Below are 23,770 nucleotides of genomic sequence, written 5' to 3' on the forward strand. Positions count from 1 at the left end.
TTCAGGTCGGGGGCAGGTCGAATTCATCCGAGCGCCGCTCGTCGGACTGACGCAGCAGTTCGTCGCTGCGCTGCGGACGCTGCTGCGTCGTCGGCGTCAGCAATTGTTTGGGCGTGGGCGTCGCGGTCGCACCCTCGGGTGCCACGGGCAGCGGCCGCCCCGGCGGCGGCTCGAGGTCCGACACCGCGCCGCAACCCGCCAGGCCGAGTGCGGCCGCCACGGTCAGGATCGTCCGACGGTTCATCGCATCGTCTCCCGCGCGGCCGCGATCGCGGCGCGTACGTTGGCGGGCGCGGTGCCGCCGAAGCTGGTCCGGCTGGCGACCGAAGCGTCGACCGACAGCACGTCGTACAGTCCTTCGTTCACCCGCGCGTCGATCGCCTGAAATTCGGCGAAGGGCAGCTGATCGAGACGCACGCCCAGTTCCTCGGCGCGTTTGACGGCGCGGCCGGTGACGTGATGCGCCTCGCGGAACGGCAGGCCCGCCTCGCGCACCAGCCAGTCGGCGAGATCGGTCGCGGTCGCGAAGCCGCTTTCCGCCAGCGCGCGCATGCGATCGGTGCGGAAGGTGGCGCTCTCCACCATCCCCGTCATCGCCGCGATCGACAGGCCGAGGAGGTCGTGGCACTCGAAGACGGGCGGCTTGTCGTCCTGCATGTCCTTCGAATAAGCGAGCGGCAGCCCCTTCATCGTCACCATCAGGCTGGTCATGCAGCCCATGATGCGGCCGGCATGACCGCGCACCAGTTCGGCGGCATCGGGATTGCGCTTTTGCGGCATGATCGAGCTGCCGGTCGACCATTGATCACTCAACGCGACGAAACCGAACGGCTGCGACGCCCACAGAACGAATTCCTCCGCCAGGCGCGACAGGTGCAGCGCGCATTGCACGGCCGCGGTCAGGTAATCGATCGCGAAGTCCCGGTCGCTGACCGCGTCCAGACTGTTGCGCGTCGGCCCGTCAAAGCCGAGCGTCGCCGCCGTCGCCGCGCGATCGAGCGGAAAGCCGGTGCCGGCCAGTGCCGCACTGCCGAGCGGGCAGAGGTTCATCCGCGCACGCGCGTCGCGGAAACGCGAAACGTCGCGGGAGGCCATCTCGACATAGGCCATCAGGTGATGGCCCAGGGTCACCGGCTGCGCCGACTGCAGGTGCGTGAAGCCGGGCATGACGCTGGCGGCATGCTCCTCCGCGCGCGTCAGCAACGCCACGCGGAACGCGTCGAGCGCCACCAGGGTCTGATCGATCGCGTCGCGCACCCACAACCGAAAGTCGGTCGCGACCTGGTCGTTGCGGCTGCGCGCGGTGTGCAGGCGTCCCGCGACCGGGCCGATTGCCTCGGCCAGCCGCGCCTCCGTCTGCATGTGGATATCCTCGAGCGCGAGGTTCTCCGGGACGCCGTGCGCCGCATAGTCCGCGGCGACGCGGTCGAGCCCGGCATCGATCGCCGCGGCATCGTGTGCCGACACGATCCCCTGTTGCGCCAGCATCGCGACGTGCGCTTTCGATCCGGCGATGTCCTGGCGCCACATGCGCTTGTCGAACGGGATCGAGGCGTTAATCTCGCGCATCACCGCGGCCGGGCCTTCGGCGAACCGTCCGCCCCACATCGAATTGGAACCGCTCATGTCCCCGTCACCTTTTGCGCGCGTCGCGATGGTTGGTCTCCTGGCGCTCGCCATCGGCGGTTGCGATAGGCAAAGCGCGGGAAACGCACAAGGCGACGCGACCGCGATCAACGCGAGCGCGCCGTCGCCCGACGAGGCGGCGCCTGCGGCCGGTGCGGCCGCCGCCGCAACCGGCATCGATCGCAGCCATAGCGGCGAAGCGGCGCCGACCGCTTCGTTCACCGGTCCCGATGGCAAGCAGACGAGCCTCGCCGCGTTCCGCGGCAGACCGGTCCTGGTGAACCTGTGGGCGACATGGTGTGGCCCCTGCGTCGCCGAGCTGCCCACGCTCGGCAAACTGGCGGGTTCCGGCACGGTCCGCGTCGCGGCGATCAGCCAAGACATGCAGGCGACCGACAAGGTGCCGGCATTCCTTCAAGCGCACGGCGGCGCGGCGCTGACGCCCTATGTGGACAAGGCGATGGCGCTCTCGCTCGGCTATGGCGCCAATCTGCCGATGACCGTGCTGTTCGACTCCACCGGCAAGGAGGTGTGGCGCTGGCGCGGCGGCAACGACTGGACGGGCGCCGCTGCCAAGGCGCTGATCGCCGAGGCGAAATAACCTCAGGCCAGTGTGATCGCGTCGCTTTCGACGAGACGAGCGATCTGCGGCAGGATGTGGCGCACGGCGAATTCGTGAAGCTCGGTTGAACGCGAGGTGCAGGCGTCCTCAACGACCACGACATCATAGGACAGCTCCCACGCGCTGCGGACCGTCGATTCGACACCGAAGTTGGTCGCGATGCCCGCCACCACGACCGTCCGCACACCGCGTCGCCGTAGCTGGAGATCGAGATCGGTGCCGGTGAACGCACCCCAATGGTGCTTGAGGACGACGATGTCGCCATCCTGCCGGACTCCGTCGACGAAGTCGGCGAAACCTGCCGGCGTACCGTCCTTGGGCAGGCGGGGCGCATCGACCTCGAGGCTGGGCGCTTCCGCCGCGGTGAAGCCGACATGGACGAGCACGACCGGCGCACCCGCCTTCCGGAACCGCTCCGCGAGTGCGGCCGCGGTCGCCACGACCGCCTCGCCGGACCTTGGCCCTTTGTCGCCGGGTACGATACCTTTTTGAAGGTCGATGAGGACAAGCGCGGTGGAGCGGGGATCATAGCTGGGCATGCCGGCGAGAACCGCCGGACGGGCAAGGGGTTGCGTCCTCCCGGCGAATCGCCTAGGCGCGCCGCTTCCAAGCGCCCGTAGCTCAGCTGGATAGAGCATCAGACTACGAATCTGAGGGTCGGACGTTCGAATCGTTCCGGGCGCGCCATTCACTTTTTCCGAGTGCGGGAACCGCGCAGTGGCGGACAGGAGCTGGGGCGTCGATTCGACCCCGGGGTTTCACATCCGAAGCAGCGAAGACGGCGCCACTAGCCGGGCGCGGCACCGCGCCGAGCGCGCGCGCGAACGCGAGGCCGCGCTCGCCGAACGTCTGGCGAACCGATCCGCCGAACGCGCGGCCGCTGCCGAAGCACGGGAGGCGGACCGCGTCGAACGGCGGGACGCTGCGGATCGGCGCGCAATGATCGATCCCCATGCGGCGCCCGCGCGCCCGCGCGGCTCGGGACGCAAGGACGTCGTGCGCGAGCAGCGTGATACGCGCGGCTACACGACGATCGTGGACGACGAGCGCATCCGCGTCCTGTTCAAGCGGGGAGCGTCGGTCGCCGGACTTGCGGCCGCATTCGGCATCGACGCCGAAGCCGTCGCAGCCATTCTTGCGAATGATGCCTGATGTGTGATCCAGCACGGTTGGACGGGTGAGGGCCGGCTCGGCTTCAACGTAAATGCATCAGACCCCAGCAGCTTGTTCGCCCGCGCGGAAGATGTCAGTCCGGCAGCATGCGTTCGACCAGCGCGACTCCCTCGGCGCTGAGGGTCATCCACCAGCGACGTCGGTCGGTCGTATCGGCCGTACGGACGACGAGCCCACGCTGGTCTAGCATGTTGAGCCAGCGGAGCGCCGTCGCTTGCGGCACGGCGGCGGCGATGCAGGCGTCCGATACGCTGACGCGCCGTCCCGCCCCTTGCGCGACATAGAGGTCGAGCAACATGTCCCAGGCCGGATCCGCGAAGAGATCGCGATGCGCCCCGGCACCCGTCCGTGCGGCCATTCGCACCCGCCGCACCATCTGCGCGACGGCCAGCGCGTCGGATCGCGGCAGCCCGGACGCGCCGGTTCCGCCGCTCGCACGCTCCTCCGGCTGCCGCGGCACGGCCGCCTGCGGGCAGGACTCGTCGACCGCCCAATGCCGCGGCTGCTCCATATCCATCGTCACCAACTCCAGTCCCGCTGACGGCCGAAAATCGCGGCCCGGCGCGCATGCCGCACGACGCCGGCAAGCAGGATCAACACGGCCAGCCAACCCGGCGCGGCGAGCGCAATGGCATAGGCCTGGCGTACGATCCCCGGGTCGATCAGCTTGATAAGATGGGTCAGCACCGCGACACCCTGCGCCGCGAAGGCGGCAATCGGCCAGAACCGGTCCGCTCGCAGCAGGACGACCGTCACCCCCGCCAATACCGCAATGTCGATCGCGGCGACGTAAGGCTCTATCCGCGCGAAGCGCGCGGGCATCCCCGAATAGCCCGCCATCGTGGCGACATAGGCAAGCACGAACATGCCCGCGACAATCTTTTCCGGTTGTCCTCCACGCCACCCCGCCAGCGCGACCGTCGCCAGCAGCAGCAGCGTAAAGGCGATGACGTTCGGGCCCGGCATTGTCAGGCGGCGCGGATCGCGACGACGTTGCCCTGGTTGGCACCCGAGCCCGATGGCCGCTGCTCGGGCGGCGGGCAATCCGACGCGTCACCGAACATCGTGGGGTCGAGACCCATGGTCGCAGGCAATTCGGCAGCGAGCTTGTGCGCCATGACGAACTCCTCGCGTGCCTCGATCTGGGCGGCGAGCGACTTGGCGATCTTGCGAATCATCGGCACGCCCGTGCCCATTGCGACGCCTGTCGCGGCGCGCTGTTCGAGCACGGTGGCGAGCAGTCGCGCCGTGCGTGCGGCGGCAAGGTCGGCGGCCTGTTCGGCCGGAATGAAAGCGTCACGCACGGTGTGCGCGGCGACGGCGACGTCCTGGCTCATGGTCTGCCTTTCGCGACGGGCCGACCGGTTCAGCGTCGGCCCGAGTGGTTGATCCCTGATGGCGCAAGGCTGGATCGCCACGCGCTCAATTGTTCGATGGCGGCCCCGAGCCCGGCGATCGCCAGACACAGGAGGATGAGCGAAAGGAGCGCCACGCCCATCCGCTGGAGCGGGTCGAGACGATTGCGCCTCGGCAGCTCCGGCACCGCCACGGCAGGAAGTGGCAAGTCACCGACCGGTTCGAACAGTCGCGAAAACTCCGTAGGCGATTTCTCCGGAACCAGATCCGACGGGAGAGCGGGGGTTGGCGCCGCCCGTCCAGACGGTGCGTCGAGGGGCATCGCCGCGACCATACGTGCGGCTTCGCGGCGGCTGGGCGCGCCCAGGATGGTCATCGCGCGCTCGATGTGCGTGTTGACCGTACTCGGGGAGATGCCGAGTTCCTCGGCGATCTGCTCCGTCTTCTTCAGTTCGGCGACGCGACGCAGGCAGTCGATCTGCCGCTGCGAGAGCTTGGCGAGCGCCTTGTCGCGATCTGAGGAAGACGATGATTCGATCATGAGCCTGCGCGCCTTATGCGATTCGAAACCGGAGGTCTGCAACGTCGGCCGGCGCTCGCGAAAAATGATCCCGGTCCGTAGGGGCCGAGGCGAAGGCAAAGGCGAAGATCGGCTTCGCGCAGACGGGCCAACATGGCGATGCGCCCATGAATGCGGATGCGCGCCTGTCCGCATCCTGGCGACGGGTCCTATCGACGCGTCTCTCGCGGCAGGCAGCCGAATCGAGCGCGGTATCGGGCGGAGAAGTCGCTCATGTGGATAAAGCCCCAGCGACGGGCGCTGGCGCTGATCGTGTCGCCGTCGTCGACGAGCAGATCGGCATGGACCCGGTCCAGGCGCCGGGCGATCAGATACTGGATCGGGCTGCATCCGATCCGACGCTTGAACGCCGACTGCAGGCCCCTCACGCTCAGCCCGGCGGCCTGTGCGATATCGCGAAGAGTGACGGCACGTTGCAGGTTGCCTTCGATGAAGTCGATTGCTCGCCGCACCGCGCGGCCAGTCGGATCCGGCGTACGCTCCGTGTTCGGTCGCCCCAATAGCGGCCAATTGCCGACGAGCTGGTAGAGAAGCACCTCCTGGAGCAGCGGCGTGATCATGTCGAAATCGTCGTTCGCCGCGACCAGACGCTTCTGTAACGACTCGATTGTCGCCCGTACCGACAGAAGGCCCGGGGTCTGGACGTCGACGACGCTCTCGAACACGGGAACGGTGGCGCTATCCGGTCCGAACATCGCACGACAGGCCGCCATCACCGCATCGCGTCCGACAGTCGCGCTGATCGCGCAGAATCCGGGTGTCGCCTGACCTATGCGCATGGCATCGAACGATGTGAGAATCGCCTGGCTGGGCCCGGCGATCCGATCCCGCCCCTTTCGATCGAACTGTACCATCGCCCCCCGATCAACGAACCGGATCGTGACCAGTTCGGCTTCCATCTTCGGCTTCGTCATGAAGCCCGACCGGCTCTCGGTGCGCCAGACGCTCAGCGTCTTGCTTTGGCTTCCCTCGAACGACAGATGAACGGACTTGCCGGGCGATGCGAAGCTGACCGCGAGCCCGCCGCCGGCATTGATGGAATCCAGTTGCCCGTTGTCCGTCACGGCATGATGGAACGCCGGCTGGGGCCGCCAGTCGCTTTCCCTCATGCTATCCCGCCGAGCGGCCTCAGCGCTTCGCTTTGTTTGCCAGACATACGCCCTCCCTGACTCTGTTCATACTTGACATGTGTCATTAGCGCAACACTGACGTGGCGCGCGGATGCAATTTCCGCGCACGCGCCATGCGCCTCCAAGGTTTCCGTCCGCTTCAAATCGCTGGAATGATGCAAAGATCACGCAGATGATGCTGGCGGGACAATGCGCGAATATCGCCCTCTCGTACGGAAATCCGCACTTCGCGGGTGAGGCCTATAGCCAAAGTTCACATGTTGACTAAATATTTGGATTTGTGACGCGTCGTGCAGAGAAGCGATGCGACTTCGAAAACTTCGAGGGGAGAGCCATGATCACGCGCGCCAATGACGCCATTCGTCATCTCCACCATGCTGCGTCTGTCCTGGACGACGTCGACGTAGGTGCCGCGATTTGCCACATCCAGCTGGCGATCGACTTGATCCAAAGCGAAATCGATGCCGTCGAGACCTATCGCGCAGCACCGGCATGCAGAAATATGCGCGGCGATCACCGGCTCGACGTCACTCCTGCGACCGGGAGAGCCGCTGGCGAACACGTGCCGCAGCATGAGACCCGAGCGAGCCTGATGCGCAATTGATTCAGGGGGCGGCGACTGGCTGAATGTCGCCGTCACGGGCGCGGCGCAGGGGTCGCAATGGCCGAGCTCGCGCGGAGCGACAGCCGGACGTGGCGAAGCCCGCCTTGCACTATTCTGAGATAACGATGTCCTGGATGCCCCGTGAGGATTCGAACCTCAATTGACGGAGTCAGAGTCCGTAGTCTTACCTTTAGACGACGGGGCAACAGGCAGCGGCCTCTAGTCGGGCCGGTGTCGGCTGTCAACGGGGCCTGTCCGCTCGGCTTGTCGCAAGCGCGCGCGCACGCTACCTAGGGGGCAAGCACCGAACGGGCCACACGTTGCCCGCGACGGCAGAACAGAAATGAAAGAGTCACCACGGCCATGGGGGATCGTTCCGCCCGAGAGCCGTACCGGCAGGCCAGGCCTGCCCGTCCGGCGCCGATCCGGCCGCAACGCGGCCGCTGGTCCGACGCGCAGGCCTTCGCTGCGCTGGATCTCGGCACCAATAATTGCCGCCTGCTGATCGCGCGCCCGCAGGGGGACGGTTTCGCGGTCATCGACGCCTTCTCACGCATCGTGCGGCTGGGCGAGGGTCTTGCCGCGACCGGACGCCTCTCCGATGCCGCGATCGAACGCACGATCGCGGCGCTGCGTGTCTGTTCGGACAAGCTCAAGCGCCGCAACGTGACGCTTGCTCGCTCGGTCGCGACGGAGGCATGTCGCCGCGCTGCCAATGGTCCGGAATTCATCGCCCGCGCCTATCGCGAGACGGGTATCCACCTCGACATCATCTCCGCCGAGGAAGAGGCGCGCCTCGCAGTGCTCGGCTGCCATGCGCTCATCGAGCCGGGCGATGATCCCGCGCTCGTCTTCGACATCGGCGGCGGATCGACCGAGCTCGTGCTGATCGATACGCCGCGCGGCGCGATGCCGCGGGTACTCGACTGGCATTCCGCGCCCTGGGGCGTCGTCTCGCTGACGGAAAGCGCCGGAGGCACCGCGACGGCGGAGGCGGACCGATTGGCCGCCTACGCGCGCATGCGCGCCACGGTTGCGGAAAGTTTCGCCGCTTTCGCATCGCGCCTGCCGAAAACCGTCCGACGGCCGCGGCTGCTCGGTACCAGCGGGACGGTGACGACGTTGGGCAGCGTGCATCTGGGGCTCAGCCATTACGACCGTGCGCAGGTCGATGGTCTGATCGTCCCTGCCGAGGCGATGCGGCGCATCAGCGCCGACCTGTCGCGGATGGCGATCAACGAGCGCGCGCAGCTCGCCTGCATCGGTAGCGAACGTGCCGATCTCGTCGTCGCGGGCTGCGCGATACTGGAGACCATTCTCGACCTCTGGCCTGCAGAACGGCTGGGTATCGCGGACCGCGGTATCCGCGAGGGGATTTTACGCCGTCTGATGGGGAGCCCACGGCCGTGACCGACACGATGATGACAAGCGTGCGCCGATGAGCCGCGATGGCGGCGGCCTACGCACCCGCGTCAAGACGGCGCGCGGCCGCACGGCGCAGTCGACGCGCTGGCTCGAACGCCAGCTCAACGACCCCTATGTGCGGCGCGCCAAGGCGGAGGGCTATCGCAGCCGCGCCGCGTACAAGCTGATCGAGCTGGACGAACGGTTCGGCATCATCCGCAACGCCAAACGCGTCGTCGACCTTGGCATCGCGCCGGGCGGCTGGAGCCAGGTAATCAAGCGCCGGCTGCCCAAGGCGGAGGTGGTCGGGATCGACCTGCTGCCCGTCGATCCGATCGACGGCGTCACGATTTTCCAGATGGATTTTCTGGACGATGCCGCACCGGGATTGTTGATGGACGCCCTTGGGGGAGCCCCCGATCTGGTCCTATCCGACATGGCGGCCAATACCGTCGGCCATCCGCAGACCGACGCGCTGCGCACCATGGCGTTGGTCGAAACCGCCCTGGCTTTCGCCCAGGACGTGCTGGCGCCCGGCGGCACGTTCGTCGCCAAGGTCTTCGCGGGGGGCGCGGATTCAACGCTGGTCGCGGAGATGAAGCGCGCATTCGCCACGGTGAAGCATGCCAAACCGCCCTCAAGTCGCAAGGGTTCGGTCGAATGGTTCGTCGTCGCGCAGGGTTTCAAGGGCCGTAAGGCGGAATAGCAGCGCCCGCCTATCGCGGAGAACCGCGATGGGGACCCAGGACGCCCTAAGCAACGGTGGCACGCTCAAAACGCAAACGACGCGGCCAGGCCGCGTCGTCAGAAGGGCAGTGCTGGCCCCCGCGTCTAAAAGGACGGCCGTTTTCGCCGGGCGGGGATCGGTGCGGGGTCGGACCGAACCTTGCCGGCCCGCCGCCCCGGATCAGCCTTCGTAATCCGCGCCCAGATTCTGGTTACGCGGCGGCGCGGCTGCAGTGAGCCGCAGCGCCTCGGCAGACGCGCTGAGCGAGCCGACCGCATCGACCTCATCATCGTCGTCGATCTGCACGCGCTGCAGGCTGCCGACGACCGATTCCTCAAGGTGATCGGGACGCACGGTCTCCTCGGCTATCTCGCGCAGCGCGACGACGGGATTCTTGTCGCGATCGCGGTCGAGCGTCAGCTCGGCGCCGCCGGAAATCTGGCGGGCGCGCTGCGCTGCGAACAGCACGAGGTCGAAGCGGTTGGGAACCTTGTCGACGCAATCCTCGACAGTGACGCGCGCCATGGACGCTTTCCTTCGCAAATACCGATGATGGAAAGCCGGGCCTCTAGCAACCCACGCCCGCAAAGTCAAAGAAAGGGCACGACACCCTGCTTCCCGCCGCCTCGACTCAGCGATCCGGACGATTTTGCCGCTGCCCGAGGATGGACGGGCTTCGGCACATGCGCCGCGCCGATCCCTTGGTCGCCACCAAACAGGATGCGCTGCGTGCAACATCAAGGCGATCCTCTTCGTTGCCCCTTCCCGCGTCCCGAGAGAGGAGCCATCGTCGCATCATGGCAGACCAGCCCGATGCACCCGCCGCACAACCGGTTTTCCGCGTTGCGGGCAACCGACTGACGTTGCTCGATACGGGGCCGCGGCGGCTCGACGCGTTGCTGACGCTGATCGACGAGGCGGCGATCTCGCTGCGCATCCTCTATTACATCTACGCCGACGACGACACAGGACGACGCGTCAACGCCGCCTTGATCGCCGCCGCCCAGCGCGGCGTGAAAGTAGCGCTGATCGTCGACGGCTTCGGCAGCGAGGATCGTCCGTCCTTCTTCGCGCCACTGACGGCAGCCGGTGTGACGTTATGCCGCTTCTCGCCTCGGTTCGGCCGCCGCTATCTGCTCCGCAATCACCAGAAGCTGGCACTCGCCGACGCGGAGACGGCGCCGGAATCGCGGATCATCGTCGGCGGATTCAATGTCGAGGACGATTATTTCGGCACGCCCGCCGACGCAGCATGGCGCGACCTCGGCCTGCTCGTCGCCGGCCCGGCTGCCGCACGGCTGGCAGGCTATTTCGACGCGCTGCTCGACTGGGCCGCCCGTCCCGAGGGCAAATTGCGTCACCTCAATCGCGCGCTGGCGCACTGGAGCGAATCGGAAGGCGCGATGCGCTGGCTGATCGGTGGTCCGACGCGACGACTGTCGCCCTGGGCACGCGCCGTACGCCACGACATGCGCCACGGCCGACGGATCGACGTGATCGCCGCCTATTTCACGCCCTCGCCGACGATGTTGCGGCGACTCGACAAGGCCGGCCGGCGGCGCGCGCGCGTTCGCGTCGTCACGGCCGCCAAATCCGACAATGCGGCGACGATCGCCGCAGCGCGTTTCACCTACGCCGGGTTGCTGCGAAAAAACGTCGAGATCTACGAATATCAGCCGACCAAGCTGCACACCAAACTCTACGTCATCGACGACGCGGTCTATATCGGGTCGGCCAACTTCGACATGCGCAGCCTGTTCATCAACCTGGAACTGATGCTGCGCATTGAGGACGCCGCATTTGCCGATAAGGTTCGCGCCTATGTCGAGGGCGAGATCGCACGCTCGGTGCATGTCACGCCCGACTGGTACGAGGCGCACACCGGCTGGTTGCAGCGCCTTCGTCAGTTCGCTGCCTATCTGTTGATCGCGGTCGTCGATCCTGGGGTATCGCGCGGGTTGAATTTCGGGGTCGAGGACGTCTGACCGTCTAACGAGGCGAGGCCGTTGCGCGCCGGTTCCGGGATCAAGGATTCCAGAACTTTCCAATATCCTCCGACCGCTTCCTGCCCCGCTTCGATATAGGCGGCCGCCATCCGGTCGCGCTGCTCCCCATAAAGCGTCGCCTCGAGCTGCCGCCCCGCCGCCGTCAGGCAGAGCAGGCGATTGCGCCGATCGTTTTCCCCATGCCGCACCGCGACGAGCTGCCGCTCGATCAGATCGCGCATGACGCGGCTGAGCGACTGTTTGGTGATACCTAATAGCTCTAGCAATTCACCGACGGTGATGTCTGGCTTGCGCCCGATGAAGTAAAGCGCGCGGTGGTGCGCACGACCGAGACCCAATTCGGCCAGCTTCTCGTCCGCGGTCCGCACGAAACGCGACTGCGCGAACATCATCAGCTCCATGCCCCGGCGGATCGCGGCGTCATGCAGGAAAAGGGCGGGGGTAACGCGGCTTCCATCCATCTGCCGACGCTAGCGTAACGTATTATAGGCGTGAAGCCTCCCCGCCCCTGAATCCGTATTTAAATTTCAATTCATGCGTTGCGAAGGATCAATCCTTCCAAGCCCAATACAGCTGCGCGGGGGGAACGTTCCACCATTCCATGTCGTGATCGATGGTCTGGAAGTGCGGCGTCAGGAAGTCCTTCACCTTGGGTGAGAACTGATAGACGAGGAATGCACCGCCAGGCCGGATGACACGCTGCGTCGCGGCGGCGATCGCAGGGCCTACCCCGGCGGGCAGGGTAGAAAAGGGAAGCCCGGACAATACATAGTCCGCCTTTTCGTGGCCGTGATCCTGTACGATTCTTTCGACATCCGCGGCCGAGCCGTGCACCGCGAAGAAACGCGAGTCGGTGATGACGTGGTTCAGATAGTTGATGAAGTCGGGATTGGTGTCGATCGCGATCAGGATCGCATCGGGCGCCATCCGGTCTAGGATGGGACGGCAGAAGGTGCCGACACCCGGACCGTATTCCACGAAGACCTTGCACGTCGCCCAATCGACGGGCTTGAGCATCTTTCGGATGAGCTTGTCGGACGACGGTATGATCGAGCCGACCATCACGGGATGCTTCAGGAAGCCCTGAAAGAACATCGCCACCGGGCTGGGAACGCCAGCCGGACGGGTACGTGAGCGCCGGGTGGCGGTGGTCGAACTGGGCATCGTCTTCCTTGGTCTCGTGGTTGTCCCGAAAAGGACGCACAACGGCAATCCCCGTGCCACGAATGTGAAACAGCTGGCAAGACCATGGGTTGCTCGGTCGGGCGCGTTTGACGGCAAAGATGCGGGGTTGCGAGACGGGCGACGCTGCGCCAAGCCTTATCGGCGCGACGCCCGGCCGGGGCGGGAGCGTCATGGACGGGGCGGGGATCGTGATGGACGGCACACGCCAGGGACAGGTGGCGGTGATCTTCACGTCCCGGCGAAACCGGGACGAGGCTGCGGGCTACGACGAAGCGGCCGCTGCGATGGACGCGCTGGCCGCGCGCCAGCCGGGCTATCGCGGCATCGACAGTGCTAGGGGTGCGGACGGCTTCGGCATCACGGTCAGCTACTGGGAGGACGAAGCGGCGGCGATCGCCTGGCGCGACCATCCCGATCATGCGACGACGCGCGCGGCGGGGCGGGCGCTTTGGTATGACGACTATAGCGTCACCGTCTGCACCGTCGCGCGCGACTATCGCTGGCACCGCGCATGAGCCGCGCCGTCTCTTCGCTCGATCGCCGCTTCGCGTTGCTGTTCGTCGTGATGCTGACGATCGCCGCCGGCAATACCGCCCTGCAATCGGTGTTGCCGGCTCTCGGTCGCGCGCTTGGCGTAGCAGATCAGGCGGTCGCGGCAGCCTTTTCGGTATCCGCGTTGCTGTGGGTGATCGCCGCACCCTTCTGGGCGGCTCGATCCGATACGCACGGGCGTCGCGCGATGATCCTGATCGGTCTTGCCGGCTTCGCGACGTCGCTGCTGCTGTGCGGCAGTTTCCTGGCGGCCGGTATCAACGGCTGGATCGGCGGTACCGCCGCATTCGGGCTCTTCATCCTCGGTCGGCTGATCTACGGAAGCTGCGGATCGGCAGCCCCTCCGGCGGTGCAGGCGCTGGTCGCGGGAGAGACCGGGCGGGAGGAGCGGACGCGCGCGCTCACGTTGCTCGCGTCCGCCTTTGGGCTCGGTACGATCCTCGGGCCGGCGATCGCGCCCTATCTGTTGCTCGGCCATATCGGCACCATCGAGATCGGGCTTGCGGGCCCGGCCTTCGTCTTCGCCGGCTTCGGCATCGTCGTGGCGCTGGCGGTACGCGCAATTCTGCCAGACGACCGCACGGGCGCGCACCCGGGCCACGGTGCCTCGTCGGCCTATCCGTCCATCGGCGGCGCACCCACGGGCGCCAGTATCGCCGCCGCGACGCAGCCGCATGTGGAGGCGGTGCGCTTCGCCGATCCGCGGGTGCGCGCGTGGATGATCGCCGGGCTCGTCGCCGGCCATGCCCAGGCGGTCGCGAGCCAGGTGATCGGCTTTCTCGTCATCGATCGTCTTCACCTCACGCCGGCCGCCGCGTTGGAACCTACGGGTATCGTTCTGATGATGGGCGCGGGGGCCGCGCTGCTCGTGCAATGGGGAGTGATCCCGCTTCTCGGGCTCAGTCCGCGGCGGCTGGTGCTGATCGGCGCGTTGCTCGCGGCAACCGGGTGTGCGCTGACGGGACTTGCGACATCGCTCTACGGCATCGCCACCGCCTACGCGCTGGCGAGCCTCGGATTCGGCTTCACCCGCCCCGGGTTTACCGCCGGCGCGAGCCTGGCGGTCGGTCCGGCCGCCCAGGGCTCGGTCGCCGGCAAGGTAACCAGCGTCAATGGCGCCAGCTTCGTGCTCGGCCCTTCGATCGGCATCGGGCTATACGAGTTCGCCCATCCCGCGCCCTACCTCATCGTCGCGGGCGCGCTGCTCCTTCTCGCGAGCTACGGCTGGCGCGCCTTGCGCTGAAACGGTGAAGGGGCGGCGGCAGAGTCTGGTCCATCCGTGTGGATGCAGCGCCGGCTTTCACCCCCCGTCGAGCCGCCGGCACCGTCGATCCGGCATGAGCGGCGTGGTGGGAGCGAGGGCCGCCACCGCCCCACCAAGCCTTGCTCGACCACACCTTAATCGGCCTTGCGCGTCGGCATCGCAAAGCCGATCGGCTGGATCGCCGCCGCCTCCTGCTTCAGCCGAGCGGCGATCTGTTCATAGTCCTTTTCCATCTCTGGCGTCACGCTGGCGCGCGCCTCGCCCAGCGCATCCTCGAAATCGCTCATATAGACCTCCTGCGCCGTCACCGACCGGCGCAACGCGATCAGGCCCGCACGACGGACGACATCCTCCAGATCCGCTCCGGTAAACCGGTCGGTCCGCGCGGCGATCACGTCCAGATCGACGTCCGCCGCGAGCGGCATCTTGCCCGTCTGAATTGCGAGAATGCGCCGCCGACCCTCCTTGTCGGGCACGCCGACGTAGATCAGCTCGTCGAAACGGCCGGGTCGCAGCAGCGCAGGATCGACGAGGTTGGGGCGGTTCGTCGCGCCGATGACGACGACCGACTGCAACTCCTCAAGCCCGTCCATCTCTGCAAGGATGGTGTTGACAACGCGCTCGGTCACTTGCGGCTCGCCGAGGCCGCCGCCGCGGGCGGGCACGAGGCTATCGAGCTCATCGATGAAGATCACCGTCGGCGCGACCTGGCGCGCGCGCGCGAAGAGCCGGCTGATCTGCTGCTCGCTCTCGCCGTACCATTTGCTCAGCAGGTCGCTAGACTTGGTCGCGATGAAGTTCGCCTCCGCCTCGCGGGCCACCGCCTTGGCGAGCAGCGTCTTGCCCGTGCCTGGCGGCCCATAGAGCAGGAAGCCCTTTGCCGGCCGGATCCCGAGGCGCCGGAAGGCATCCGGGTTCTTCAGCGGCAGCTCGACGCCCTCCTTTAACCGTTCCTGCGCCTTGTCGAGGCCGCCGACATCCTCCCAGCGGACGCGCGGCGCCTCCACCATCACCTCCCGCATCGCGCTCGGCTGGACGCGCTTCAGCGCCTCGAGGAAATCGTCACGCGTCACCGACAGCGTGTCGAGCACCTCCGCGGGGATGGTGCGCTCCTCGAGATTGAGGCGCGGCATGATCCGCCGCACCGCCTCGATCGCGGCCTCGCGCGTCAGCGCGGCGAGATCGGCGCCGACGAAGCCATAGGTGGTGCGCGACAGCTCGGCGAGGTCGACGCCGTCCGCGAGCGGCATGCCGCGCGTGTGGATGCCCAGGATCTCGCGCCGCCCACGTTCGTCGGGCACACCCACCACGATCTCGCGGTCGAAGCGGCCGGGACGGCGCAGTGCTTCGTCAATCGCCTCGGGCCGGTTGGTCGCGGCGATGACGACCAGATTGGCGCGCGCCTCCAGCCCGTCCATCAACGTCAGCAATTGCGCGACGACTCGCTTCTCCGCCTCCCCCTGCACATTGCCGCGCTTCGGTGCGATCGAATCGATCTCGTCGATGAATACGATCGAGGGCGCGCTCTTCGCCGCCTCCTCGAAGATCTCACGCAGTCGACCTTCCGATTCGCCATAGGCGGATCCCATGATCTCCGGACCGTTGATCAGGAAGAACTGCGCGTCGCTCTCGTTGGCGACCGCGCGCGCCAGCCGAGTCTTGCCGGTGCCCGGGGGCCCATAGAGCAACAGGCCCTTGGGCGGCTCGACGCCGAGCCGCTCGAACAATTCGGGATAGCGCAGCGGCAGCTCCACCATCTCGCGCAACTGATCGATCGTCGTCGCCATACCGCCGATGTCGTCATAGGTGACGTCGGCACGCCGCGCCTGCTGCGGCTCCTCATATTCCGGGCGTAATTCGACCTCGGTATTCTCGTCGATATGGACGACGCCCTTGGGGCTCGCCGACACGACCGCAAGCCGGATTTCCTGCAAAGCGTAGGCAGGCGCGTTCATGAACTGCTGCACGCCCGGCGGCATGTTGGTGACGCGTTGCTGCCCCGCGGTGGCGACGATGTCGCCCTGCGCCAGCGGCCGGCCGAAGAAGGTGCGCTTCAGCGCCTGCACCGATCCCTGCAGGCGCAGGTTCTGCTGCGCCGGCGCGAAGACGACGCGCGTCGCCGGCTTCGATTCGACCCGACGCACCTCGACGAAGTCGCCCGCGCCGACGCCGGCGTTCGCCCGCTGCAGGCCATCGATGCGCAGCACGTCGATGCCCTCGTCCTCGGGATAGGGACCGACCGCGCGCGCGGGCGTCGACTGTTTGCCGACGATCTCGATCACGTCGCCCTCGCCGATGCCCAGGGCCGCCATCAGGCTCCGCGGCAGATGCGCAAGGCCCCGGCCCGAATCCTCCGGGCGTGCGTTCGCCACCTGGATCTTGCGCTGAGGTGCATCGCCTTCGGCCATGATCTGTCCTTCTGCCGTCGAAAATGGAGTTCGAAGCGCGCGAGGTAGGAAGCCGGTTCCGGCGATGCGACCCCGGGAGCCCAGGCTGCAGGACAAAAAAAGGGCCGCGTCCAGAAAGGAGCGGCCCGTGAAAGTTTTTAGGAGAGGATGCCTGAAAGGCCCGGTCCGTTTGCGGCGAGCCCGCCCATGTTGCAAGTGCGAAGAACGCAGGTTATGATTGCATAAGTTGCAATCGTCGTCTGCCTGTCGGTGCGTCCGGCTGGGCGGGCAAGAGGGTAGGAAGCATGCGCAGGCTGCCGCCGCTGGGGGCGATCGAGGCGTTCGTGCAGGTGGCGCGGCTCGGGTCGGTGAAGGCCGCGGCCGCCGAACTCGCCCTGTCGGCGCCCGCGCTCAGCCGTCGCGTCCAGTCGCTTGAGCGGTTCGTCGACAGGCCGTTGTTCGAACGACGACATCAGGCGATGACGCTAAACGTCGACGGCGAGCGGCTGCTCGCCCAACTTGCCCCCCTGCTCGACTCGCTGTCCGACGCGGTCGAATCGCTGACCGGCACGGTCGAGGTGCTTCGCGTGCGGCTGGGCGTGTTGCCATTGTTCGCGTCGCAGCGCCTGTTCCCGCACCTCGGCAAATTGCGTCACGAACATCCCGAATTGCATCTCGACATCGACACGGCGGGGCATGGCGTCGTGCGGCTCGGGGAGGGATTGGACGCGGTGATCGCGCTCGCGCGGGAGATCGATCCGTCGCTCTATGCCAAGCGGCTCGACCGAAACTCCGTCTATGTCATCGGTGCGCGCACGCTGCTGGAAGGTCCCGACCCGGTGACGCGACCCGAGCAATTGTCGCGGCTGACCGCCCTCATCCACCGCGAAATGCCCGATACCATCTCCGCGTGGCGCGACGCGATCGGCCTGGGCGACGTCGAACCGCTTGCGACCGATTATTTCGATTCGGGCGTGCTGATGCTCGAAGCCGCGGCGCAGGGCCTTGGCGTCGCCTTCATGCACGCCAGCCATTTCGAGAATGCCAAGGACCCGCGCCTCGTCCGGCTCTTCGATATCGAGGTCGACAGCCCCTACAGCCATTGGTTCGTCTGCCGCCCGCGGGCGTTGCAGCAGCGCCCGGTGCGGCTGTTCCACGACTGGCTCATCCGGACGCTCGGGGAGCACGGATCCGACTGATCGGATGACAGGCTTAACGCAGCGTCAAGAATTCGCCCGCACATGCCCCCCGGTAAACGGGAGCGAAAGTGCAATGATTCGAATTGTCAGGGCGTTGATCGGCAGCCGGCAGGGCGCGACTGCAATCGAATACGGCCTCATCGCGGCGCTGATCGCCATTGCCGCGATCGCGTCGATGAAGGGGCTCGGCGGCAAGCTTCAGACGACCTTCGGCAACGTCACGTCGAACATGAAGGCCAGCTGACGTCGTCGGTGGCGGACCGGCGCGACGACCGGTCCGCCGGCCGCGTCAGGCCGCGCGCGCCTTGACGATCTTGCCGGGATTCGCGGGCGGCTCGCCCTTCGGCAGCGCGTCGACCAGCTCCATGCCGTCGGTCACCTCGCCCCAGACGGTATATTGACCGTCGAGGAAGCGCGCGTCGTCGAAGCAGATGAAGAACTGGCTATTCGCCGAGTTCGGATCCATCGTCCGCGCCATCGAGCAGACGCCGCGCACGTGCGGTTCCTTCGAGAATTCCTGCTTCAGGTTCGGCTTGTCGGAACCCGACATGCCGGTCCCGGTCGGGTCGCCGCCCTGCGCCATGAAGCCGGGGATGACGCGATGGAAGACGACGCCGTCGTAGAAGCCCTCGTTGGCCAGTTCCGCGATGCGCGCGACATGGTTCGGCGCCAGGTCCGGACGCAGGCGGATCGTGACGTCGCCGCCTTCGCCGTCGTTGGTGTCGAGCGTGAGCGTCAGCGTCTGATATTCGGTGTCGGCCATGATCGGCTCCTCTTGTTGCTGGCGCGCAGGTAGTGTCGCTTCGTCCCGCTGGCAAATCGCAAAGGCTGCGGGTAAGGCCAGCCCGCGCGAACCGGAGGGAGGTAGCGATGAGCGAGCACGAACTTCCCGAGGTGATCGACGAGGACGGCGAGACCGAGCTCGACGAGGACGACCGGCTGCGCCCCGAATTCGTCGACGCGGTGCTCGAGGCGGTCCGCGACCATAATGACGAGGAAGCGCGCGACCTCGTCGAGCCGCTCCATCCTGCCGACCTTGCCGACCTGTTCGAGATCGTGCCCGAGGACGATCGCGGTCCCCTCGCCCGCGCCGTCGCCGACCAGTTGAACGGCGACGTCTTCGCGGAAATGAACGACTATGTCCGCGAGACGCTGATCGATGCGCTGGAGCCGCATCAGGTCGCGGACATCGCCGCTGCGCTGGATACCGACGACGCGGTCGCGATCATCGAGGACATGGACGAAGACGAGCAGCGCGCGGTACTGCGCGCGCTCGACCCCGACGATCGCGCCGCGATCGAGGAGGCGCTATCCTACCCCGAGGAATCCGCCGGCCGCCTGATGCAGCGCGAGCTGATCGCGGTGCCCGAGCATTGGACCGTCGGCGACGTCATCGACTTTCTGCGCAGCCACGAGGAACTCACGACCGATTTCTGGGAGATTTTCGTAGTCGATGCGGGCCACCACCCGGTCGGGACCTGCCAGCTGTCGTGGATCCTGCGCACCCCCCGCGGCATCGCCATGTCGGACGTGATGAAGCGCGAGCAGACGCTGATCCCGGTCGACATGGACCAGGAGGAGGTCGCGCTGCGCTTCCAGAAATACGCGCTGATCTCCGCTGCGGTGGTGGACGACGACGAGCGGCTGGTCGGTATGATCACGGTCGACGACATCGTCCACATCATCCAGCAGGAGGCGGGCGAGGACGCGCTGCGCCTGTCCGGCGCGGGCGAGGGCGACATCAACGAGCCGATCCGGCTGACCGTGCGCAGCCGCGTCGCCTGGCTGGTCGTCAACCTCGGTGCGACGATCCTCTCCGCCTCCGTTGTGGGCCTCTTCCAGGGCGAGATCGGCCGCTTCGCGCTGCTTGCTGCGCTCATGCCCATCGTCTCCGCGCTCGGCGGCAATGCCGGCACGCAGACGCTCGCCGTCGTCGTGCGGGCGCTGGCGACCAACCAGCTGACCAGTTCGAACACCGTCCGCATGCTGCTGCGCGAGTTCCGCATCGCCTTGTGCAACGGCGTCGCGCTGGGCCTGGTCGGCGCGCTCGGTAGCTACGTGATCCTCGGCAACGCGCAATTGTCCATCGTCTTCGCGCTCGCGATGATGATCAACAGTCTCGTCGCCGGGCTCGTCGGCGTGATCGTGCCCGTCGCCCTCGACAAGGCGAACGTCGATCCCGCCGTGTCCTCGGCGGTGTTCGTGACGACGGCGACCGACGTGATGGGTTTTTTCTCCTTCCTCGGCCTTGCGACACTGTGGGGGCTCGGCGGCTGACCGCCCTATCGCTGCCGGTCTTCTCGACGCACGGGTCGCTGCCCGACTTGCCACTCCTAAGCCCCTGACCCACATGGGCAGCCCATGGCCCTGCACCTCACCAAAGTGGCGTTCGGCGCAACCAGCGTCGACCAGCTCGCCGATCGCCTCGCCCTGCGCGCCAAGGATGGTCCGGTCTTCCTGACGACGCGCTACCTGCCGAAGCGGCACGAAGAGGTAGCGGGGCAAGGATCGCTGTTCTGGATCGTCAAGCACCAGCTCGTCGCGCGCTCGCCGATCCTGGCCTTCGGCGAGGCGGAAGGCGGGCGCGTCGCGATCCACATCGACCCGGCGCTGGTCATCGTCCAGTCGCGGCCCAAGCGCGCGCACCAGGGGTGGCGATACCTCGAGGCGCGCGATGCGCCCGACGACCTGGGCGGCGACGCGACGGGTCTGTCCGGCCTGCCCCCGGCGCTCGTCGGCAAGCTCGCCGAGCTCGCGCTGATCTGAGCCCGCTCAGCCGGTCAGTTCCTTGAACAGCTGGCGGGCGGTGTCGGCGATCACCTGTCCCGCGCCCCGGTCACCCTTCGCCATCGACGTCATGAAGGCCTTCGCCTGCGCCAGCGTCACGTGCGGCGGCAGCGGCGCGACATTGGGGTCGGTCTTCACTTCCAGCACCACCGGACGATTGGACGCCAGGGCCGCATCCCAGGCCGCGGCAAGGTCGTCCGGATCGTCGACGAATATGCCCCTGAGTCCGATCATCTCGGCGAATCTGGCATAAGGCACGTCGGGCAGGTCCTGCGTCGTCTCGAAACGCGGGTTGCCCTCCATCACGCGCTGTTCCCACGTCACCTCGTTCAGGTCTTGGTTGTTGAACACGCAGACGACGAAGCGCGGATCGGACCAGCGCTGCCAGTATTTCTGGACGGTGATCATCTCGGCGAGATTGTTCATCTGCATCGCGCCGTCGCCGACCAGCGCGACGACCGGCCGTTCCGGATAGGCGAACTTCGCCGCAATGGCATAGGGAACGGCCGCGCCCATCGACGCGAGTCCGCCCGACAAGGACGACCGCTGGCCGCGCTTCACCTTGAAATCACGCGCATACCAATTGGCGCAGCTGCCCGAGTCCGACGTCACGATCGCGTTCGCGGGCAGGCGTGGCGACATCTCCCACACCACCCGCTGCGGGTTAACCGGATTCGCCGCGGCATGCGCGCGCTCCTCCAATGTCTGCCACCATGTCGCGACATTCGCCTCGATCCCGGTCAGCCAGCTGCGATCACCCTTCGCCTCGACCAGCGGGATCAGCGCTTCGAGCGTTTCCTTCGCGCCGCCGTGCAGCGGCACGTCCGCCGGATAGCGCAGCGACAGCATGCCGGCATCGATATCGATCTGCACGCAGCGTACCTGTCCGTCGGGTGGCAGGAATTCGGCCCAGGGAAAGCCGGTGCCGATCATCAACAGCGTGTCGCAATCCTGCATCATGTCCCAGGACGGCTTGGTACCGAGAAGGCCGATCGCCCCCGTGACGAAGGGCAATTCGTCGCTGAGCACGTCCTTGCCGAGCAGCGCCTTGGCGACGCCCGCGCCGAGCAGGCCGGCGATGCGTTCCACCTCGTCCGCGGCCTCTCGCGCGCCCGCGCCGATCAGGACGGCGACGCGCTTGCCGGCGTTGAGGATGTCGGCAGCACGGCGCAGCTCGGACGGTTGCGGCACGATGCGCGGCCGGACGTAGCCGGGTCCGGACCGGGTGAAGCCGTGCGCGACCTTGGGATCGCTGTACGGCTCGTCCTGCACGTCCTTGGGCAGCACGACGACGCCGACGCCGTTGCGCGCCAGGGCGCTGCGGATCGACCGGTCGGTGACATGGCGCACCTGCGCGGGTGCCGTCACCTCCTGCACATAATCGGCGACGTCCGCGAAAATGCGGTCGAGGTTGAGCTCCTGCTGGTAGCTGGCGCCGCGGACCGTCGTCTCCGCCTGCCCGGCGATCGCGAAGACCGGGACATGATCCAGCTTGGCGTCGTACAGGCCGGTCAGCAGGTGCGTCGCGCCCGGCCCCCCGGTCGACAGGCAGACGCCGATCTCGCCGGTGAACTTGGCATGCGCGCTCGCCATGAATGCGGCCATCTCCTCGTGTCGCACCTGGACGAACTCGATGCCTTCGCCCTTGCGCTCGGCGCGCTGCAACGCGCCGAGCACACCGTTGATGCCATCGCCGGAATAGCCGTAGATACGCGTTACGCCCCAGGCCTTCAGGCGCTCGACGAAAAAGTCGCTGGTCATCTCGGCCACGGGGCATCTCCTTGCGAAAACGGTGGTAATCGCCGGAGAACGGGTGCCTGACGCCATGGTTGCGCCGCGCGGCGGCGATTGGTCACTTCCTGCGGTTCGCCGCGCCGCAGCGGCGGCTCGTCGCACCGTGCGTCGTCGCCGGTTTCGCGGGATAATCTGGCGGATATGGATCGGGCTACCGCTCTCGCGATGGGGCCATTCAATATCCGTATGTATGCGTTCGGCCGGTCGGCTCCTCTCCTTCTCCTTTCGCTCGCCGCGGCCTGCGGTTCGACATCGCATCCGGCGGGCAGCACCCGGGCTCCGGTGACGACGCCGCCGGCGGAAATATCGATCCCGATTCCCGCCGCCGCCCCCCCTGCCCGCCGCGTTGCGCCGGCACAGCTGAGCCAGGCGATCCAGCGGCTTGCCGACGGTTTCGACGGCAAGTTCGGGATTGCCATTCGCGGCGTGGACGAGGGCTGGACCGTCGCCTCGCCCGGGGCGCGCACGCGCATGCCCCAGCAATCGGTGAGCAAATTGTGGGTGGCGATGACGCTGCTCGACCTGCGCGACCAGGGCAAGGCACGTCTGGACGACCCGATCGTCGTCCGGCCCGAGGACCTGACGCTCTTCCATCAGCCGATCGCGATGTTGGTGAAGGGCGATGGCTATCACACCACGGTCGGCGAATTGCTCAAACGCGCGCTGACGATGAGCGACAACACCGCCAACGACCGGCTGCTTACCTATGTCGGCGGCCCCGCCGCCGTCCGCGCGATGATCGAGCGCAAGCAGCTCGGCGACATCCGTTTCGGTCCGGGCGAGCGTCTGCTTCAGTCGAAGACGGCGGGCCTGACCTGGAACCAGGCGACGATGTCGAAGGGCAATGGCTTCGAACTCGCGCGCTCGCGCCTCGCGCCCGAAGTTCGTGCCGCCGCGCTCGACGCCTATGTCAACGATCCGCCCGACGGCGCGGCGCCGCTCGCGATCGCGGACGCGCTCGCGCGCCTTGCGCGGGGGGAGCTGTTCACCGAGACCTCGACCCGCATCCTGCTCGATACGATGGGGGCTTCGATCACCGGCCGCGCCCGGCTGCGCTCGGCGCTGCCGGCGGGTTGGAAGATCGCACACAAGACCGGGACGGGGCAGGATCTCGGCAGCCGCAATGCCGGCTTCAACGATGTCGGCCTGCTCACCGCACCCGACGGGCGCCGCTATGCGATCGCGGTCATGATCGGCGACAGCCGCCGACCGATCCGCGAACGGCAGCAGCTGATCGCGGGCGTCGCCGCTGCCGTGGCGGACTATGCGGAGGGATCGCGCCGCTGACGGTCGCTGTCGCTGAAGAAGCCCGCGTGACAAGGCGGCGCGGGGCGCTGGGCGCGGATGGGCACGCCAGTCGACGCGGTCCTCTCC

The 23,770-nt window shown here is 67.2% G+C and carries 27 protein-coding genes and 2 tRNA genes; 14 read left to right on the forward strand and 15 right to left on the reverse strand.

What is annotated here, in order from left to right; genetic code table 11:
• Position 1: 1 nt before the first annotated feature.
• Both RF701_RS11180 and argH read right to left on the reverse strand, forming a co-directional pair.
• Positions 2-244, reverse strand: coding sequence for a hypothetical protein (locus RF701_RS11180; protein ID WP_203309128.1), 243 nt, complete (start codon positions 242-244; stop codon positions 2-4).
• The gene (argH, locus tag RF701_RS11185; RefSeq protein ID WP_308815656.1) at positions 241-1,608 is read right to left on the reverse strand and encodes an argininosuccinate lyase; all 1,368 of its coding nucleotides are present in this window, start codon (positions 1,606-1,608) and stop codon (positions 241-243) included. Before argH ends, RF701_RS11180 begins: the two co-directional genes overlap by 4 nt.
• Positions 1,609-1,624: 16 nt before the next feature.
• On the opposite strand from argH, the gene RF701_RS11190 reads away from it, so the two are divergent.
• Positions 1,625-2,227, forward strand: coding sequence for a TlpA disulfide reductase family protein (locus RF701_RS11190; RefSeq protein WP_288935228.1), 603 nt, complete (start codon positions 1,625-1,627; stop codon positions 2,225-2,227).
• A 2-nt stretch (positions 2,228-2,229) separates the two neighbouring features.
• Here the strand turns inward: RF701_RS11190 and RF701_RS11195 are convergent, their stop codons facing one another.
• Positions 2,230-2,886, reverse strand: coding sequence for a hydrolase (locus RF701_RS11195; RefSeq protein ID WP_308815004.1), 657 nt, complete (start codon positions 2,884-2,886; stop codon positions 2,230-2,232).
• On the opposite strand from RF701_RS11195, the gene RF701_RS11200 reads away from it, so the two are divergent.
• Positions 2,859-2,935 (forward strand) — tRNA-Arg (locus RF701_RS11200). The genes RF701_RS11195 and RF701_RS11200 overlap by 28 nt on opposite strands.
• A gap of 30 nt (positions 2,936-2,965) precedes the next feature.
• Positions 2,966-3,400 (forward strand): hypothetical protein, encoded by a 435-nt coding sequence (locus tag RF701_RS11205; protein WP_210357506.1) that lies wholly within the window; start codon positions 2,966-2,968, stop codon positions 3,398-3,400.
• A gap of 94 nt (positions 3,401-3,494) precedes the next feature.
• Here RF701_RS11205 and RF701_RS11210 read toward each other — a convergent pair whose 3' ends face one another.
• From RF701_RS11210 to RF701_RS11230, 5 genes are all read right to left on the reverse strand, one after another.
• Positions 3,495-3,938, reverse strand: a complete 444-nt coding sequence (locus RF701_RS11210; RefSeq protein WP_246848150.1) for a MarR family transcriptional regulator — start codon at positions 3,936-3,938, stop codon at positions 3,495-3,497.
• Between the two features lie 2 nt (positions 3,939-3,940).
• Positions 3,941-4,387 carry a hypothetical protein gene (locus RF701_RS11215; RefSeq protein ID WP_210357504.1) on the reverse strand — a complete coding sequence of 149 codons (447 nt, stop codon included), beginning with the start codon at positions 4,385-4,387 and terminating at the stop codon, positions 3,941-3,943.
• Between the two features lie 2 nt (positions 4,388-4,389).
• Positions 4,390-4,758, reverse strand: a complete 369-nt coding sequence (locus tag RF701_RS11220) for a hypothetical protein (protein WP_203309122.1) — start codon at positions 4,756-4,758, stop codon at positions 4,390-4,392.
• A gap of 29 nt (positions 4,759-4,787) precedes the next feature.
• The gene (locus RF701_RS11225; RefSeq protein ID WP_308815005.1) at positions 4,788-5,318 is read right to left on the reverse strand and encodes a helix-turn-helix transcriptional regulator; all 531 of its coding nucleotides are present in this window, start codon (positions 5,316-5,318) and stop codon (positions 4,788-4,790) included.
• A gap of 188 nt (positions 5,319-5,506) precedes the next feature.
• Positions 5,507-6,466, reverse strand: coding sequence for an AraC family transcriptional regulator (locus RF701_RS11230; protein WP_308815006.1), 960 nt, complete (start codon positions 6,464-6,466; stop codon positions 5,507-5,509).
• Positions 6,467-6,821: 355 nt separating this feature from the next.
• On the opposite strand from RF701_RS11230, the gene RF701_RS11235 reads away from it, so the two are divergent.
• Entirely contained in the window at positions 6,822-7,091 is a 270-nt protein-coding gene (locus tag RF701_RS11235; RefSeq protein WP_308815007.1) for a hypothetical protein, read from the forward strand.
• Between the two features lie 131 nt (positions 7,092-7,222).
• Here the strand turns inward: RF701_RS11235 and RF701_RS11240 are convergent.
• Positions 7,223-7,296, reverse strand: a tRNA-Gln gene (locus RF701_RS11240).
• Between the two features lie 158 nt (positions 7,297-7,454).
• Between RF701_RS11240 and RF701_RS11245 the strand changes: the two genes are divergently transcribed.
• Complete coding sequence (locus tag RF701_RS11245; protein ID WP_203309118.1) at positions 7,455-8,501, forward strand: Ppx/GppA phosphatase family protein; 1,047 nt, start codon at positions 7,455-7,457, stop codon at positions 8,499-8,501.
• 28 nt (positions 8,502-8,529) lie between these two features.
• Positions 8,530-9,201 carry an RlmE family RNA methyltransferase gene (locus RF701_RS11250; RefSeq protein ID WP_288934486.1) on the forward strand — a complete coding sequence of 224 codons (672 nt, stop codon included), beginning with the start codon at positions 8,530-8,532 and terminating at the stop codon, positions 9,199-9,201.
• A 201-nt stretch (positions 9,202-9,402) separates the two neighbouring features.
• Here RF701_RS11250 and rpoZ read toward each other — a convergent pair whose 3' ends face one another.
• Positions 9,403-9,747, reverse strand: a complete 345-nt coding sequence (rpoZ, locus tag RF701_RS11255; protein WP_115378194.1) for a DNA-directed RNA polymerase subunit omega — start codon at positions 9,745-9,747, stop codon at positions 9,403-9,405.
• A gap of 272 nt (positions 9,748-10,019) precedes the next feature.
• Here rpoZ and RF701_RS11260 point away from each other — a divergent pair, with 272 nt between their 5' ends.
• The gene (locus RF701_RS11260; RefSeq protein WP_308815008.1) at positions 10,020-11,207 is read left to right on the forward strand and encodes a phosphatidylserine/phosphatidylglycerophosphate/cardiolipin synthase family protein; all 1,188 of its coding nucleotides are present in this window, start codon (positions 10,020-10,022) and stop codon (positions 11,205-11,207) included.
• Here RF701_RS11260 and RF701_RS11265 read toward each other — a convergent pair.
• Together RF701_RS11265 and RF701_RS11270 are read right to left on the reverse strand one after the other, a co-directional pair.
• Positions 11,138-11,629, reverse strand: coding sequence for a MarR family winged helix-turn-helix transcriptional regulator (locus RF701_RS11265; protein WP_246848028.1), 492 nt, complete (start codon positions 11,627-11,629; stop codon positions 11,138-11,140). The two genes, RF701_RS11260 and RF701_RS11265, sit on opposite strands and share 70 nt — an antisense overlap.
• Positions 11,630-11,777: 148 nt before the next feature.
• Complete coding sequence (locus RF701_RS11270; protein ID WP_203309114.1) at positions 11,778-12,392, reverse strand: class I SAM-dependent methyltransferase; 615 nt, start codon at positions 12,390-12,392, stop codon at positions 11,778-11,780.
• Positions 12,393-12,583: 191 nt separating this feature from the next.
• Between RF701_RS11270 and RF701_RS11275 the strand changes: the two genes are divergently transcribed.
• Together RF701_RS11275 and RF701_RS11280 are read left to right on the forward strand one after the other, a co-directional pair.
• On the forward strand, positions 12,584-12,928 hold the full coding sequence (locus RF701_RS11275) for an antibiotic biosynthesis monooxygenase (RefSeq protein ID WP_374758618.1): 345 nt from the start codon (positions 12,584-12,586) through the stop codon (positions 12,926-12,928).
• Entirely contained in the window at positions 12,925-14,208 is a 1,284-nt protein-coding gene (locus tag RF701_RS11280) for an MFS transporter (protein ID WP_210357498.1), read from the forward strand. The genes RF701_RS11275 and RF701_RS11280 overlap by 4 nt, the downstream gene beginning before the upstream one ends.
• A 155-nt stretch (positions 14,209-14,363) precedes the next feature.
• On the opposite strand, the gene RF701_RS11285 is transcribed toward RF701_RS11280, so the two are convergent.
• Positions 14,364-16,637, reverse strand: coding sequence for a CDC48 family AAA ATPase (locus RF701_RS11285; RefSeq protein ID WP_210357497.1), 2,274 nt, complete (start codon positions 16,635-16,637; stop codon positions 14,364-14,366).
• Positions 16,638-16,921: 284 nt separating this feature from the next.
• Here RF701_RS11285 and RF701_RS11290 point away from each other — a divergent pair, with 284 nt between their 5' ends.
• Positions 16,922-17,815 carry a LysR substrate-binding domain-containing protein gene (locus RF701_RS11290; RefSeq protein ID WP_210357496.1) on the forward strand — a complete coding sequence of 298 codons (894 nt, stop codon included), beginning with the start codon at positions 16,922-16,924 and terminating at the stop codon, positions 17,813-17,815.
• Positions 17,816-17,888: 73 nt separating this feature from the next.
• Positions 17,889-18,059 (forward strand): Flp family type IVb pilin, encoded by a 171-nt coding sequence (locus RF701_RS11295; protein ID WP_246848027.1) that lies wholly within the window; start codon positions 17,889-17,891, stop codon positions 18,057-18,059.
• A gap of 45 nt (positions 18,060-18,104) precedes the next feature.
• On the opposite strand, the gene RF701_RS11300 is transcribed toward RF701_RS11295, so the two are convergent.
• Entirely contained in the window at positions 18,105-18,578 is a 474-nt protein-coding gene (locus RF701_RS11300; protein WP_210357495.1) for a peptidylprolyl isomerase, read from the reverse strand.
• A 107-nt stretch (positions 18,579-18,685) separates the two neighbouring features.
• On the opposite strand from RF701_RS11300, the gene mgtE reads away from it, so the two are divergent.
• Both mgtE and RF701_RS11310 read left to right on the forward strand, forming a co-directional pair.
• The gene (mgtE, locus tag RF701_RS11305) at positions 18,686-20,092 is read left to right on the forward strand and encodes a magnesium transporter (protein WP_203309108.1); all 1,407 of its coding nucleotides are present in this window, start codon (positions 18,686-18,688) and stop codon (positions 20,090-20,092) included.
• A gap of 84 nt (positions 20,093-20,176) precedes the next feature.
• A complete protein-coding gene (locus tag RF701_RS11310; protein ID WP_308815009.1) occupies positions 20,177-20,581 on the forward strand; it encodes a DUF1489 domain-containing protein in 405 nt (134 codons plus the stop codon).
• A 6-nt stretch (positions 20,582-20,587) separates the two neighbouring features.
• On the opposite strand, the gene RF701_RS11315 is transcribed toward RF701_RS11310, so the two are convergent.
• Positions 20,588-22,363 carry a thiamine pyrophosphate-requiring protein gene (locus RF701_RS11315; protein WP_308815657.1) on the reverse strand — a complete coding sequence of 592 codons (1,776 nt, stop codon included), beginning with the start codon at positions 22,361-22,363 and terminating at the stop codon, positions 20,588-20,590.
• Positions 22,364-22,582: 219 nt separating this feature from the next.
• Between RF701_RS11315 and RF701_RS11320 the strand changes: the two genes are divergently transcribed.
• Complete coding sequence (locus RF701_RS11320; RefSeq protein WP_288934545.1) at positions 22,583-23,683, forward strand: serine hydrolase; 1,101 nt, start codon at positions 22,583-22,585, stop codon at positions 23,681-23,683.
• The last annotated feature ends 87 nt before the right edge of the window (positions 23,684-23,770 follow it).

The sequence above is a fragment of the Sphingomonas sp. GV3 genome (assembly GCF_031082075.1).
Classification (GTDB): Bacteria; Pseudomonadota; Alphaproteobacteria; order Sphingomonadales; family Sphingomonadaceae; genus Sphingomonas; species Sphingomonas beigongshangi.